The organism is Halobacillus seohaensis (assembly GCF_042663045.1).
Classification (GTDB): domain Bacteria; phylum Bacillota; class Bacilli; order Bacillales; family Halobacillaceae; genus Halobacillus_A; species Halobacillus_A seohaensis.
On the sequence record NZ_JBHSZV010000004.1, the window covers coordinates 333009 to 348274 of the forward strand.

Annotated in this window: 13 protein-coding genes and 5 tRNA genes; 4 read left to right on the plus strand and 14 right to left on the minus strand. The window is 36.8% G+C overall.

The features are described 5' to 3' along the window. Nucleotides 1–560: 560 nt before the first annotated feature. The 9 genes from ACFQIC_RS01990 to ACFQIC_RS02030 all read right to left on the minus strand — a co-directional run bounded on the left by ACFQIC_RS01990 (nt 561) and on the right by ACFQIC_RS02030 (nt 7382). Nucleotides 561–2675, minus strand: coding sequence for a peptidoglycan D,D-transpeptidase FtsI family protein (locus ACFQIC_RS01990; RefSeq protein WP_204706772.1), 2115 nt, complete (start codon nt 2673–2675; stop codon nt 561–563). Between the two features lie 94 nt (nt 2676–2769). Next, complete coding sequence (locus tag ACFQIC_RS01995) at nt 2770–3990, minus strand: MFS transporter (protein ID WP_204706775.1); 1221 nt, start codon at nt 3988–3990, stop codon at nt 2770–2772. A gap of 108 nt (nt 3991–4098) precedes the next feature. Beyond that, nucleotides 4099–4713: a superoxide dismutase gene (locus ACFQIC_RS02000; protein WP_204706777.1), complete on the minus strand. Its 615-nt coding sequence runs from the start codon at nt 4711–4713 to the stop codon at nt 4099–4101. Nucleotides 4714–4923: 210 nt separating this feature from the next. Continuing rightward, a tRNA-Phe gene (locus ACFQIC_RS02005) sits at nt 4924–4999 on the minus strand. A 101-nt stretch (nt 5000–5100) separates the two neighbouring features. Further along, a tRNA-Ser gene (locus ACFQIC_RS02010) sits at nt 5101–5193 on the minus strand. A 10-nt stretch (nt 5194–5203) separates the two neighbouring features. After that, nucleotides 5204–5280 (minus strand) — tRNA-Ile (locus ACFQIC_RS02015). A 4-nt stretch (nt 5281–5284) separates the two neighbouring features. Continuing rightward, a tRNA-His gene (locus tag ACFQIC_RS02020) sits at nt 5285–5361 on the minus strand. Nucleotides 5362–5468: 107 nt separating this feature from the next. Then, nucleotides 5469–5542, minus strand: a tRNA-Met gene (locus ACFQIC_RS02025). A gap of 202 nt (nt 5543–5744) precedes the next feature. Then, the gene (locus ACFQIC_RS02030) at nt 5745–7382 is read right to left on the minus strand and encodes a Na/Pi cotransporter family protein (protein ID WP_204706779.1); all 1638 of its coding nucleotides are present in this window, start codon (nt 7380–7382) and stop codon (nt 5745–5747) included. Nucleotides 7383–7599: 217 nt separating this feature from the next. On the opposite strand from ACFQIC_RS02030, the gene ACFQIC_RS02035 reads away from it, so the two are divergent. Then, the gene (locus ACFQIC_RS02035; RefSeq protein WP_204706781.1) at nt 7600–8091 is read left to right on the plus strand and encodes a DUF1189 family protein; all 492 of its coding nucleotides are present in this window, start codon (nt 7600–7602) and stop codon (nt 8089–8091) included. Between the two features lie 41 nt (nt 8092–8132). On the opposite strand, the gene ACFQIC_RS02040 is transcribed toward ACFQIC_RS02035, so the two are convergent. After that, on the minus strand, nt 8133–8759 hold the full coding sequence (locus ACFQIC_RS02040) for an NfeD family protein (RefSeq protein ID WP_204706783.1): 627 nt from the start codon (nt 8757–8759) through the stop codon (nt 8133–8135). 257 nt (nt 8760–9016) lie between these two features. Between ACFQIC_RS02040 and ispG the strand changes: the two genes are divergently transcribed. Then, nucleotides 9017–10126: a flavodoxin-dependent (E)-4-hydroxy-3-methylbut-2-enyl-diphosphate synthase gene (ispG, locus tag ACFQIC_RS02045; protein ID WP_390216910.1), complete on the plus strand. Its 1110-nt coding sequence runs from the start codon at nt 9017–9019 to the stop codon at nt 10124–10126. Between the two features lie 34 nt (nt 10127–10160). Here the strand turns inward: ispG and ACFQIC_RS02050 are convergent, their stop codons facing one another. Both ACFQIC_RS02050 and ACFQIC_RS02055 read right to left on the minus strand, forming a co-directional pair. Continuing rightward, nucleotides 10161–10574, minus strand: a complete 414-nt coding sequence (locus ACFQIC_RS02050) for a DUF4190 domain-containing protein (protein WP_204706785.1) — start codon at nt 10572–10574, stop codon at nt 10161–10163. Between the two features lie 140 nt (nt 10575–10714). Continuing rightward, complete coding sequence (locus ACFQIC_RS02055) at nt 10715–11419, minus strand: lytic transglycosylase domain-containing protein (RefSeq protein ID WP_390216911.1); 705 nt, start codon at nt 11417–11419, stop codon at nt 10715–10717. A gap of 152 nt (nt 11420–11571) precedes the next feature. Here ACFQIC_RS02055 and ACFQIC_RS02060 point away from each other — a divergent pair, with 152 nt between their 5' ends. Beyond that, complete coding sequence (locus tag ACFQIC_RS02060) at nt 11572–11856, plus strand: DUF2624 domain-containing protein (protein WP_204706787.1); 285 nt, start codon at nt 11572–11574, stop codon at nt 11854–11856. A gap of 33 nt (nt 11857–11889) precedes the next feature. Here ACFQIC_RS02060 and ACFQIC_RS02065 read toward each other — a convergent pair whose 3' ends face one another. Next, the gene (locus ACFQIC_RS02065; RefSeq protein WP_204706789.1) at nt 11890–12783 is read right to left on the minus strand and encodes a deoxyribonuclease IV; all 894 of its coding nucleotides are present in this window, start codon (nt 12781–12783) and stop codon (nt 11890–11892) included. Nucleotides 12784–12798: 15 nt separating this feature from the next. After that, nucleotides 12799–14121 carry a DEAD/DEAH box helicase gene (locus ACFQIC_RS02070; RefSeq protein ID WP_204706791.1) on the minus strand — a complete coding sequence of 441 codons (1323 nt, stop codon included), beginning with the start codon at nt 14119–14121 and terminating at the stop codon, nt 12799–12801. 167 nt (nt 14122–14288) lie between these two features. Between ACFQIC_RS02070 and ACFQIC_RS02075 the strand changes: the two genes are divergently transcribed. After that, on the plus strand, nt 14289–15236 hold the full coding sequence (locus ACFQIC_RS02075) for a 4-hydroxy-3-methylbut-2-enyl diphosphate reductase (protein ID WP_204706793.1): 948 nt from the start codon (nt 14289–14291) through the stop codon (nt 15234–15236). Nucleotides 15237–15266 lie beyond the last annotated feature (30 nt).

A 15266-nucleotide genomic window follows, 5' to 3' on the forward strand; every position in this document is an offset into this window, starting at 1 on the left:
CTCCCCCTATAATTCTGAATTGATTGTTATTGGCTTTGCCAACTCACATTTTATATATTAAAGGGGAAGTTTTAAGTACATATGAAAACAACGTAAAGGTTTTGTAAACAAGCCTGATTTTATGTATAAATTTCATATAACTTGTGGTTCTCTGTCAAATGTGGTGGAGAATGATCTTCATCACCCTTTTGATTTAGCTACTTTCGCATAGTTTGTTGCTTATGCCACCACAACCTGAATACACTTTGCTTTACGCGGGTGACCCGTGAAGGCTCCTCGAACTTGTATATAGTATTTATTCTTTGCGGGTTTTACCCAAACAACAGTGATCCCGTAAGAATTGCGTTTTAATACTTTAATTGTGTTATTCACATCTCTCCTTTGCCTTTTTGTGTAACAACTTTAGGGTCAAATGAGAGAATAGAGCGCATTTTTTTATATTCTCTGAGCTACTGATAGATCAAGCATGACCACAACTTTCATTATAGAGGCTAACTTTTTCACTTTTGTAGCTATCACCTATTCCATTTAACATAGAAAAAAGAGTGATGCGTTTAGCATCACTCCTCTTCTCCACTCGTTAACTCTTTATTTATGCCTTCTTCTTGACGTTCTTCTTTCAAGCCAAAGTATGCATCCATAATTCGACGAGAAATATCCCCGTTAATACTTGTATTTGAATTAACGCCTGTATAAGGCACCATGACTGAGAAAGCTACCTCTGGATTGTCATAAGGTGCATAACCCACCATTGTTAAATTAAGCGTTAAATAACGTTCCCTTTCTCCATTTTCTTTTTCTATCCATTTATATTCCTGTGCAGTCCCAGTCTTAGCAGCTGGTTGGTAGTCTACCCCACTGAAATAACTACTAGCGGTACCACCGGGTTGTGTAACAGCACGTAGCGCGGCTTGTACTCGGTCTATATCGGCTTGATCCATCGTTAGTCGGTTCATCACTTCGGTGTCATACTTTTTATAAATCGACCCTAATCCCTCTTCTTTTTGGTTAGGATTATGAATTTCTTTAACTAATTTAGGACGCACCCGATTTCCTCCATTAGCTATTGTTGAAATATACTGGTTCATTTGCATGGCGGTGTAACTGCTGTACTGACCAATAGCATAATCTAAAATGTTTCCTTGGTCAGTAAAATCCAAATCTCCATAACCCGATGATTCAAAAGGAAAATCGATTCCTGTTTCTACACCTAAACCAAATTGGTTAAAGTGATAAAAAAATCTTTGTAATGTGTCACTTTGTAAACCTAAACTTTGATTTTCCACGTACTCATATCCGCCCATCCACATAGCGATAAAATACATGTACACGTTGGAGGACACTTGAAGAGCTTGATGGTAATTCACATTTCCAATCCCAGGTCGGTAAGAACTTTTATCAGCTGAACTAGGAAACTTTAAGGTTCTATCATGAACTACTGTACTAGGGGTAATAGCCTCTTCCTCTAATCCCGTCAAAACTGTTGCACCTTTCACGGTCGATCCAGGCATATAAGAGTTATATAAGGCTTGATGAGAAGCATCAGACACTTTATCATCACCTGGCTCCCTATCGCGATTGTACTGTTTTCCAGAAATAGCTAATATTTCTCCGTTGTTTGGGTCTGACATAACCACAACCGCGTTTTCCATATGTTGGTTCGCAGTAGGCTCCTGTTCGATTGCCTTGACCAATTCTTCTTCAACGATTTTATCTACTTTTTGTTGCAATTCAATATCTAAAGATAACATGAGATCTTTACCACGAGATCCTTCACGAACAACTTCAGTATCAATGACCGTATTATTCTTATTAGTGGTATACTGTACTTTTTCTTTCGTACCTCTTAACACATCTTCGTATTGTTCTTCTAAACCACTGGTCCCTACCCTATCATTACGGCTATAATCAAGTGACATATAATATTCCTCTGCATCTCTTGGAATTCCTTGTTCACTTGAGCTTATATTACCCATGTAACTTCTGAAAGTGGCTTCATAAGGGTATTCTCTTTCCCAATCGGAAGTTACATTAACACCTGGAAGCACAGACAGGTGTTCTGCTACTGTTGAATACTCAGCCTGAGAAATATTCTTATTTTTCACAACGTGAGGGGCTAATGTATAGGCCTTGTCAAGCTCTTTTTTTATAGCAATAATCTCTTTTGTATGGTTATCAAAACCTTTAATTTCATCATCTGTGATGCTGTCAAGTTGATGCTGATACACCTCTCCATTATCTAATCCTTCTAGATCCTTTTCAGACAAACGCTCTGCGATTTCTTGTTCATTCTTAAGAAAGTAATACTCTTTAAGATCTCGCTCCGTTAACTTGTCTTCAAAATCCATTTCCATGTATTCAGCCATAGCTCTAGCAACTTGCAGACGATCTTCAGGCTGAACTCCTTTAGGAGGCGTATATGTGATGGAATAGAGTGGTTCATTATTAACCATTACACGTCCATAACGATCATACATTTCTCCTCTAGGGACAGGGATATTAGTTGTTGTATTTTCTGTCCGATCAATCTTCTCCTGCGCCGACTCCCCTGTTAAAATTTGCACAACTCCCAGTTGCAAAATTAACCCAGCAAACAATAGAAACACTACAAAAAATATTATATTTAAACGTAAAGGCAGATGTGACTTTTTCTCTTTATGCTTTTTCTTTCCCATGGGTTCCTCTCCCTTATTACGAAAGTTCCAAACTATAGTATATCATCTTTTAGTGATAAGAAGACAGAGGAATGACCATGAAAAAGCTTCAATTTTATGTTGTTTTTAGTTGGATGTTTTTTATAAAAAAGTAAATAAAAAAGTTTCCTCCTCCTACTAGAAGAAGAATATAGGGAATTCCAGTTTCTGGCGAGATAAAAACTATAGCCAACAAAAACACAAGAATGGAGGCGACACGTCCAGCATTCAAAAAGATTTCTCTTACGACAATATACTCGATTCTCATTTCTCCAGCATTCCAAGCTTTTCCGATTACGTCAAAGGTTAAAGACTGGTAGGGAACGTATAATATTGGAAAAAATATACCTGAAATCGCTGCATAAACAAGCAGTAGAGATAAGCTATCATTGATCAATAATAGAAGTACGGAAACATATAGAGCCAACCCTGCATAGAAAATCGCCTTTTTCCTTCTTCTCGGTTTGACCCATCTAGTTACTAAAAAGAAAAAGAGAAGAGAAAATCCAGAGTAAACAAGGTTAAAAACGCCTAGAGTAAACTCATCACGGGTTATTAAATAAATCCATATAGAAATCGCAAATAAAAATGTCCCTTCACGAAAACCCTGGGAAACGTGAGCTTGCAGGATTCGATTCCAATTTTTATTATATTTTCTTTCTAAAATGATTCTTTTAAATGAGAAATTACCTTTAGCTTTTCTTCTAGACAATCCAAAACTTATAAAAACAGCTAATATAAAAAAACTAAACGATATCGCAAATATGACAGTATACCCTGTAAATTCATTTAATCTCGAAATAACATATCCGGCAAATAACGGACCAGTCATTCCCCCAAAAGACTGAAGAACCCCCAAAAACCCATTAAAAAAATCTCTAGTTTCTGGCTCAGTAATTTCAAATGTCAGCACATTGTAAGCTAACCAGTAGAACCCATAACCAACACCTAATAATGATCCGAGCAATATATTGAATTCTGCCGCTTTTTCTCCAATGATTAAAACAGACAAGAAAAACACTGAAAGCACAATTACTCCTGTACGTAATACAATAACCCGATCAATCTTCTTAGCACACTTCCCAGCCAAAATAAAAGTGATTGGTTGCATGATATATATACTTAAATTATAAAGAGCTATGTCAGTATAACTATTAGACTGTTTCCATAAATAAATGTTTACAAAAGTACTCGACAGAAAAATCCCTAACGAGTATAGCCCACCTATAAGTAGTAAGAATATTAAGTCTTTAGATACATCCTCTTCTTTTAACCACGCCTTTAACATTCTAAGCATAATTGTATATCTCCTTTAACCATCTGTCCTTAGTGTAATCAGAACAATTCGAGATATACAAAAAGAAGGATACAGAACTTAATCTGTATCCTTCTCTACATTAATTAATTATTTAGCAGCTTCATAACGCTTAGAAACTTCATCCCAGTTTACTACGTTCCAGAATGCCTTTGCATAATCAGGACGACGGTTTTGGTAATTCAAATAGTAAGCATGTTCCCAAACGTCCAGACCAAGGATTGGAGTTTTCCCTTCCATAATTGGAGAGTCTTGGTTAAGTGTATTAATAACTTCAAGTTGACCATTGTTAACAACTAGCCAAGCCCAACCTGAACCGAAACGTCCAAGAGCTGTTGCTTCAAATTTTTCTTTAAACTTGTCAAATCCACCAAATGTGTCTTCGATCTTAGAAGCTACTTCGCCTGTTGGCTCGCCTCCGCCATTAGGAGAAAGAATTGTCCAGAATAGGGTGTGGTTCGCATGTCCACCACCATTATTACGTACAGCTGTACGAATATCTTCTGGTACAGCTTCTAAATTGTTAGCAAGAAGATCTTCAACTGATTTGTCTTGTAAATCAGCATGTCCTTCAAGAGCGTTATTTAACTTAGTAACATAGGTGTTGTGGTGTTTCGTATGGTGGATGTTCATGGTTTCCTTATCAATAGTAGGTTCCAATGCATCGTAAGCATAAGGTAGTTCTGGTAGTTCAAATTTAGCCATGTTTAACTCCTCCTTTAATAATATGTACATTGTTAGGATTTTTATTATTACCCTATAACTGTACATTACCAAACCATTTTTTTTCTTGCAAATTATATGCATAGTAGGATGAAAAATATTCAGTTCATTTTTGCCATCCGATATTATGCATTCCCTGCATACATAAATTCAAACATAAAAAAAACAAGCATTACTTTGCTTGTTAGAAAATGGTGGCTCGGGACGGAATCGAACCGCCGACACACGGATTTTCAGTCCGTTGCTCTACCGACTGAGCTACCGAGCCATAATTAATTTAATTTTATAAGTTATTTCTTTTTCATGATCTTCCTTCAAAAGATTTTCTGTAATGTCATTTGGACGTTCCATTTCATTCTAAATATGTAATGGAGGAGGAGGGGGGATTTGAACCCCCGCGGGCGGTGAAGCCCCTGTCGGTTTTCAAGACCGATCCCTTCAGCCGAACTTGGGTACTCCTCCGAAATACAAATGGTGGACCCTGCAGGACTCGAACCTGCGACCGATCGGTTATGAGCCGATAGCTCTAACCAGCTGAGCTAAGGGTCCAACATGGGGCGGCTGATGGGGATCGAACCCACGAAATGCCGGAACCACAATCCGGTGCGTTAACCACTTCGCCACAACCGCCATAATTGGAAAGTATTAAATTGTATTATGTAGTTTCATTTTGTTCAAAAAATACTAATTCCGATTATAGAATTTGCATCTGATGAAACTCATTTAATACTTAGTAGTAGCGGCGGAGGGGATCGAACCCCCGACCTCACGGGTATGAACCGTACGCTCTAGCCAGCTGAGCTACACCGCCAAAGTAATAATTAATCGTCGTTTTTCAATGAAGCGACGCAAATAAATATATCATGGTTTGCGAAAACTGTCAACGTTTTTTTATATCGCTTTTTCGACAACAAGATTAATATAGCATGACCTGATTATAGTTTCAATAGTTTTTTATATTTTTCTTAAGAAAAATATGAGTCGCCGTCAATTAATGACAGCGACTCAAGTTACTAAAGACTTTCTTTTTCGCCTAGAACTTCTTCTGCAATATTTACAGCATGGTCTCCAATACGTTCTAAGTTACTAATCATATCCACAAACACAATTCCGGCTTGACCTGTACAAACTCCCTCATTCATACGAATAATGTGTTTTTTACGGTACGTTCTTTCCATACGATCTAATTCATTCTCTTTTTGAACTACGGAAAGAGCTTCTTCACGATCCATGAACTCTAAAGATTTCGTCGCTTGTTTCACTGTCATAAGCGTTAAATCAAACATTTCATTCAGATCATCAATCGCCTGTTCTGTCAGCATAACTTTATTTGAGTTTTTGTAATCAATTAATTCAATAATATTTTCAAAGTGGTCTCCAATTCGCTCGATATCACGTACAGAATCCATCAAGGCTGTATGCTTATGACTATCTTCATCCGATAGTTGAGCTTGAGAAAGATCCACTAAATAGTCAGTGATTTTTCTATCTAAATTATTCAAGGCTTCTTCTATTTGCATCGCTAACTCTGAGTGTTTTGGCTGCTTATTATTTAAATATAAACTTGTTTCTTCTAATCCTTTATAAGCATACTCACCCATACGAATTACTTCTACTTTCGCTTGATCTAATGCCAAGGATGGGGATTGTTCTATAAAAATCGGATCTAAATGCTGTGGCTTATATTCAATTTCCGAATCTTCCCCTGGTACCATCCGCATTACAATCCAAGCTAGTAAAGCTATAAATGGAAATTGAACAATTGTATTTACAATGTTGAAAGAACCATGGGCAAAAGCAATCGTCATCTCTGGATTAAGGTCTAAAGTGACTCGTAACCAGTCCACGAAAGCATTAAATGGCACTAAGAATATTAAGAATACAGCTGCACCGAGTACGTTAAATATAACATGAGCAGCTGCAGCACGTTTAGCACCAACACTTGCCCCAATAGCAGCCAGAACTGCTGTAATAGTAGTACCAATATTATCACCAAAGAGGACAGGTAAAGAAGCCTGTAGATCTACTAAACCTTCACCATATAACTGCTGAAGTATACCTATTGTTGCACTAGAACTTTGAACAATAACTGTAAATAATGTTCCTATAACAACTCCGAGAACAGGATTATCACTCATACTAACGGTCAAGTCCTGAAATGCTTCTAAACTACGAAGCGGTTTCATTCCTCCACCCATAACGTCTAATCCATAGAAAAGAGCACCTAATCCAAAGAACAATTGTCCAAAATTATTTACTTTTTTCTTCTTGAAGAAGAATAACATAAATGCACCAACAGCAAGTATTGGCAATCCATAAGCCCCAATATCAATTCCTATTATAAATGCAGTAACAGTTGTACCTATGTTAGCACCCATTATAACGCCAATAGCTTGTCTAAATGTCATGAATCCAGCGTTAACTAAACCGACTGTTAGCACCGTAGTAGTTGAACTACTTTGTACTAATACTGTAACAAATATACCTGCTAAGACACCCATGAATGGATTACTAGTAAACTTATCTAAAATTTCTCTTAAACGATCGCCCGCTGTACGTTGGAGGCCATCTGCCAAATATTTTAGACCAAAAAGGAAAATACCTAGACCACCAATGAATTCAAATATCATCTGTTGAACATCGATTTCCAAAGTTTCTACACCCTTTCCTCATCCAATTTTTTAATTTCTCTATATAACACCTATCCCATTATTGACGATCATAAAATGCTTTGTAAAGAAGAATTAAAAATCTTAACATTAAATTTACATTCGAGTTAATTTGACTCTATGTTTCTTTATTCCTCTTGCTAATTTAACCAATTGTCGATTAATATAGAGTCGATGATTGTAAAGGAGTTACGTAATTATGAGCAAAACACAACAATTAATAAAAAGCTTTTATCACATGAAAATGCTCTCAGCCTTTCGCGTTCAACCTATGGGAAAAGCTATTAGCTATTTATTTTTCTTAAGTTTAGTTGTACTAATACCTGTACTCATTAGTTCTATTTTCACGTATTTAATTTCAAACAAACAATCAACGATAGTTGACGGAGTATCCAGCGGTGTTTTTCTGGTGATTTTTTTGCCGTTTATATATTTTATCATTGCGCTTATTTTGTTTATCTACGTCTCCTTACTTGCTAGTATGGCTTTAGGTTACGCTCGTATTCGAACAATTAAAGCAGACTATAAGCAATTATGGAATATTTCTGCGTTTTCCATTACTGCCCCAACCTTGGTCCTTGTATTAGTGGAATCTTTCTTCTTTTCCGGTTCTTGGCTATTTTATTTATACATCTTTTCATCCTTTGTTTATCTAGGATTACCTCTGAAGTATTTACCAAAAAAGATATAATAAACAGCGAGGGTTTCCATGAAGGAAACCCTCGCTGTTTATTATATCTTTTTCACTAAAATTCTTGTGCCATCAACAGCAGTTACTTTAACCGCATCACCTTTGTGGATCCATTGTCCATTTGATATAGCACTATATTCCTCATCATCAATTTGAATGGTTCCCACTGGTCTCATATCGGTTAGTGCTTTTCCGTTACGTTGAACAAGATCAGAATAAGTCTCCTTCATAGAATTGTATCCCATTTCTGAAGATAATTGGTCATTTAAAGCTATTTTTGTCCACATCTCACGTCGTTTAAATACCTTTAAGAACATAAATGAAGCAGCACCACCAATTAATACACCAATAACGCTATATAAACCGGTAACCCAATCAGGTGCACTAAACCCAACAGCTATGATCATTGCTGTTGCTCCGATTGTTGCTAATGTACCATCATTTACAATCTTGCCATCAATAATAATTAACGTAAGTCCTAATAAATAAACAAACATCATAATAGCAAACATGTCAGGTGTTAAAAATGAATAAAAGTAAATCGTAATAAAGCTAAAACCTAAAAGACCTAAAAGACCGCGCATGTTAACAAGGAGCTCACCAATGAGAAACATCGTACCAAATAATGTAATAAGCAGGACTATCCAATCGTAAGATAATAAATCCATATTCCCTCACCCTTTCCTCTTTATTTATTACGTATGAAGAACTAATATGTTTCAAACAAATTGTAAAGTTTCCTTTCCCACTATCCTCATGATATAATTTTTCAAGCTAACCGTACAATCTTAGCTTTATCAAACAAACTTCAATAAAGAATCGGTTAGTTTTAATTTACTATACTTCTCTTTTACACTCTAACCCTTTATAATAAAGGGTGGTATTTATAAGAAGCTTTTTTCAGATATAAAGGAGCGATTTATTAATGACAATAACTCACAGAAAAGATACTCGACCTGTTAAAGTCGGTGATTTAACTATAGGTGGGGCTGATCAAGTTGTGATTCAGTCAATGACGACAACAAAAACCCACGATGTTGAGGCTACTGTAGCTGAAATCCTTCGATTAGAAGAGGCAGGTTGTCAAGTTGTTCGTGTAGCTTGTCCAGATGATCGGGCAGCAGATGCTATTCCAGAAATTAAAAAGCGGATTAACATTCCTCTAGTTGTTGATATTCATTTTGATTATAAAAAGGCTTTAAAAGCAATTGAAGGCGGAGCCGATAAAATCCGAATCAACCCAGGGAATATTGGTAAGCGTGAAAAAGTAGAGGCTGTTGTCGAAGCAGCTAAAGCGAAAGGGATTCCCATTCGTATTGGTGTTAACGCTGGTTCACTAGAGCGACATATTATTGAAAAATATGGCTATCCCACGGCTGATGGAATGGTAGAAAGTGCACTTCATCACATCAAGATTTTAGAGGATCTTGATTTCCACAATATTATTGTTTCATTAAAAGCATCGGATGTTAAATTAGCCATCGAAGCATACGAAAAAGCTGCAGAAGCTATTTCGTACCCTCTACACTTAGGTATTACTGAAGCAGGCACTTTATTTGCCGGAACTGTAAAAAGTGCTGCTGGATTAGGTGCGATTCTAAGTAAAGGTATTGGAAATACACTTCGTGTTAGTTTAAGTGCCGACCCTGTAGAAGAAGTTAAAGTTGCTAAAGAATTACTAAAATCATATGGTCTTGCATCTAATGCAGCTACACTGATTTCTTGTCCAACATGTGGCCGAATAGAAATTGATTTAATTTCTATTGCTAATGAAGTTGAAGAGTATATTCAATCCATTAAAGCCCCAATTAAAGTGGCTGTGCTTGGATGTGCTGTGAATGGTCCAGGCGAAGCAAGAGAAGCGGACATTGGAATTGCAGGGGCTCGAGGTGAAGGTCTCCTCTTCCGTCATGGAGAAATCATCCGTAAAGTTCCTGAGGATATTATGGTCGATGAACTTAAAAAAGAAGTAGATAAATTGGCAGAAGAACATTATGAGAAAGAACGAAAAGAAAAAGAAGAACAAAACGCATAATAAAAAGGTGGACCTAAGTGGTCCACCTTTTTATTTAAATCATTTGGGTTACTGGTGCTAAAAATACCGAGAATAGGATGGAAACAACACTAATAATTATCGCCATGTTTCCTAAGGTATCAGCTCCACGTCTCTTACCAATAATCCCTAATACTATCCCTACAATACCAAGTAAGAATGGTGCGAAGAAAAACGAAAGAATCGCAGCGCTTAAAGCCACCCACGCCATCCCCACTTTTACTTCTCCATCCATTTTTGTCTCTGATTCTTCAGAACGTATAGGCTCATTCATTGGCATTGTTGCTTCTTGTGCAAACTCTTCATCATAACTCTCACCGTATCCTGGCTGATTAGCTACTCTTTCTACTTCAGTAGAATGTTTCACTTCTCCATCTTGCTCTGGGTTTACCTCTTCTCGATCTCTTACAGATTTATTTGATTCATCCATATAAATCCCTCACTTTCTGTTTTGAGATCAATTTTAGTATGTGGAAAACCGTACTTTTTTAGTGAGGTATTTAATGGGAAGTATTCTAAAAACAAAGCAAAGTGCCTGATACATAAGACGCAGAAAAACTTTACAAAAGGTTAATTCGCAGTTGCAAGAGCTTCATAGGCATTCTTTTTGGACTGAATTTCCTTTGCATACCAACTTTTAGCATCACCATTTTCATCAATATAATTTTCTAACCCTTTGATACCACGATGATATGCGGTTAATGCTTTATTCCAGTCATTGTATTTCTTATATAGATAATCCAAATAAACAACAGATAATTGCATAGAATAATACGGATCAAATAATAACTTTTCTTTATACGGTATTTGTGCCATTTCTGCAACCCAAGGCGCTGTATTTTTCATAAACTGTCCCATTCCGTAAGCACGTCCATACTCGGTTTTTGGACCTACAAGATTCGGATCAAATGTATCTCCTGTCTCCACCTTTAATAATTCATACACTAAGACAGGATCCAATTCATATTTTTCTGACTGTTTCACTAAAAATATGGCCCATGATTTTTTAAACTCTCCATTACTGTCTTCATATAAAATATTCGCTTTTTCTTCAATATTAGACCAGTTTTCAAAATCATTACTCTTCGAATCAGTGGAACGAGAAGATACATATTCATAATCTGATTGAAGTTTTTCAATTTTATCGGATAACTGTTTATTTTTTTTTGTTAATAAACGGTTATCCTTCTCTTTATTAAAATGAACGATTAAAACAGAACCTGTAATTAAAATAATAGTTAAACTTAGTTGAATAAACATCATTACTGCTTTCAATTTTCTCTCACTCCTTCAATTACAATCATCATTGCACGTAAAGTACTTAAATCACATATCTAACCCCACCTCAATTCACAAGAATTATCTCCGAACGATTTTATCGCCCTTTACATAAGGTGTATTGAATAGAAAAAAAGGAGCTTAGATATATGATCAATATTGCCCAACAGTACATTACCCATAAAATGAAACATCTAACCGTTGATGAGCTAATTTCTTATAGTCAACAGTATAATATCCCCCTCACTAATGAAGAAGCAATGAAGGTGATTAGCGAACTAAGGAAAAATAAGGAGAATCCCTTCGATCCCCATGGCAGAAAAAAAATGCTTCGCAAGCTTGCAGCTATCACATCCGATCAAACAGCCCACTCAGTTGACTTGTTAATCCATAAATTTGCTAAACAATATGGTGTGGAGGAATGGTTACATTAAAAAGGAGAGTGCTTATATAAGCACTCTCCCGCTTTAGTGTTGTAGGATCTTTTCCTTTAACTCTTTATCAAATTGTCCCTCTTTAAGCATGTCGATTTCAAATTGATATGGAGGTTTTTTATTTTTCTTATCTTCCCCCACATAAGGCGTTTCAAGGATCTTTGGAGTGTCCTTAAATACTTCATGGTGGACTACTTGATGGAGTGCTTCAAATCCTATATGTCCGAATCCTATATTTTCGTGTCGGTCTTTTCCTGCACCTTGAATATTCTTACTATCATTGACATGTACCACTTTGATACGATCTAACCCTATAATTTGATCAAATTCTTCAAGAACCCCATCAAAATCCTCTACCACATTATAACCAGCATCATGAATATGGCAGGTGTCTAAGCAAACTGATAACTTCTCATTCAGCGTAACACCTTCAATGATTTTCGCTAATTCCTCAAAACTCCTGCCACACTCTGAACCTTTACCAGCCATAGTTTCAAGTGCAATTTGCACATTTTGGTCTTTGTGTAGTGCTTCATTTAGTCCTTCAATAATTTTATCAATTCCTTTATCAGCCCCTTGTCCAACATGAGAACCAGGGTGTAGGACGATTTGTTTTGATCCAATCGCCTCTGTACGCTCAATCTCACTTCTAAGAAAATCCACACCAAGCTGAAAAGTTTCAGGCTTCGTCGTGTTTCCAATATTGATGATATAGGGTGCATGTACGATAATATCATCAATACCATTTGCTTCCATATGATCCGTACCTGCTTCTATATTTAACTCCTCAATCGGTCGTCTTCTCGTATTTTGTGGTGCTCCTGTATAGACCATAAATGTTGATGCACCATAAGCAGCAGCTTCCTCACTTGCTCCAAGTAACATCTTTTTCCCCTTCATAGACACGTGCGAACCAATTTTAACCATGATCGGAAATCCCCTTTAACGCTTGTTACGAAAACTATTTCGCATAAGTTTTTTATAATTTTTATCTGCTTCTTGTTTCATTTTTTTCTTATAACCTGGCTTGACTTTCTTTGGTTTTTTTACCATATGTTTGGCTTTCTTTTCTAGATCTGATTCGTCTCGCGTACGAGTTCTTCTTTCTTTATAAGATTTAGCCTCTATCCACTCACCTTTTTTCACTTCATAAAAAGTAAATGACAATCCCCGTTTTTCGAGTTTTTCAATAAGTGGTAAATCTTCTTCAGTATATAAATTAATTGCCGTTCCTTCTAAACCTGCTCGAGCTGTTCGACCAACTCGATGAATATAAAATTCTTCTTCCTTAGGCATCCTCGCGTTAATTACATGGCTGACACCTTGTATATCAATTCCCCTTGATGCTAAATCAGTAGCGACAATATATTGATAGCGCAGACCTTGAAGCTCTTTTAGCATTCGTTTTCGTTCACGAGGACTAAGCCCACCATGGATGATACCTGTTTCTAAACCTCTATCTAATAGTTCATTAGCCAACTCATCCGCTTGTTCTTTTCCGTTTGCAAAAATTATAGCTAAATACGGCTGGATACTTTTAGAAATCTCTATGATTATGTCAGCAGGGTTTTTGTGCCTTAGTGCCACAAGTCGATGCTCCATTGATTCAGGTGATGGTTGGTTATCCTGTGTTTGGATATGAGTAGGATTTGATAAATATTTCTTGAGAAATGGCTGCAGTCTTTCTGGTATTGTTGCAGAGAAAACTAACATTTGTAAATCCTCATTCATTCGTAGGAGGATCTGGTCAACATCCTCAATAAAACCTAAGTCAAGCATTAAATCAGCTTCATCTAGAACAAACGATTTGGCCGAATGTAAATCAAGCGCTTCCTCCCTCACCATATCCAAGATACGACCTGGCGTTCCGACAACAATCTGTGGAGGATTTGAAGAAAGCTTGCCTGACATTTTTTTCTTGTCTGTTCCTCCAATGACTAAGCTTGAGCGCCAAGTCCCTTCTTTTCCAGCAAACTGGATGGCTTTCTTTACTTCCTCATAAATTTGCATAGCAAGCTCGCGTGTAGGTGCTGTGACAACAAACTGAACGTTTCTAGAGTCTTCATCAATTTGATTAAAAAGAGGGAGTAAATAAGCATGAGTTTTACCGGATCCCGTATGGGACTGTCCGATTATACTTTCTCCCCTTAATGCAGCAGGAATGACTTCTCGCTGAATAGGTGTTGGTTCGTTAAACCCTAATCCTTCTATCATTTGACCGATAATTGGACGGATGGCATATTCTTTAAATGTATGGTTACTCATAAACGTACTCCTTTAATGTATAATGTTCCTATTCTATTATAGTTCACCATGAATAGAATTGCACGATCTGAAGAGATTCTTTGTCATCTAAGTCATTACCCTTTATAATAGGTAATGAACGAAAGAGTCATCATTGTTAGTTTAGTTCGAAGAGGAGGATTTATGAAATGGAAGTCATAAAAATCGCCCCTCGCGGTTATTGCTATGGTGTGGTGGATGCTATGGTTATTGCTCAAAATGCGGCAAAAGATCCTAACTTACCACGTCCGATATATATTTTAGGAATGATTGTTCACAATACTCATGTTACAGATGCATTTGAGAGTGAAGGAATTATAACCGTTGATGGAAAAAATCGTTTAGATCTACTTGAAGGTATCCATGATGGAACTGTTATTTTCACGGCCCACGGAGTATCTCCAGAAGTTAAAGAACGAGCCAAGAGAAAAGGTTTAACTACTCTTGACGCTACTTGCCCTGATGTTACTAATACTCACAATCTGATCCGTGATCGCGTTTCAGAAGGTTATGAAATCGTCTACGTTGGTAAAAAAGGTCACCCTGAACCAGAAGGAGCAATGGGCGTTGCACCTGGTAAAGTTCACCTTGTTCAAACAGAGGAAGACGTAGAGGAACTTGAACTTGATCATGATAAGCTTATGATTACCAATCAAACGACTATGAGCCAATGGGACGTATATGACGTCATGGAAAGAGTAAAAGAAAAATACCCTCACGTGGAAAAACATCAAGAAATTTGTATGGCGACCCAGGTAAGACAAGAAGCTGTTTCTGAACAGGCTAAAGATGCCGACTTAACATTAGTAGTTGGGGATCCAATAAGTAATAACTCTAACCGACTCGCCCAAGTTTCTATTGAAATAGCAGGCACACAGGCCTATAGAATAGCAGATGTTACAGATATAGATCTTGATTGGTTAGATGGTGTTTCAAAAGTTGCCGTAACTGCTGGAGCTTCTACCCCTACTCCAATTACAAAAGAAGTCATTAACTTCATTGAACAGTACGACCCTGAAAATGAAGAAAGTTTGATTCTAGAATCAAAAGTAGAACAGAAGAAAATTTTACCAAAAGTAAGAGCAAAAAAGAAATAAAATTAGCGTAAAGGCCATTCGTTTCACATC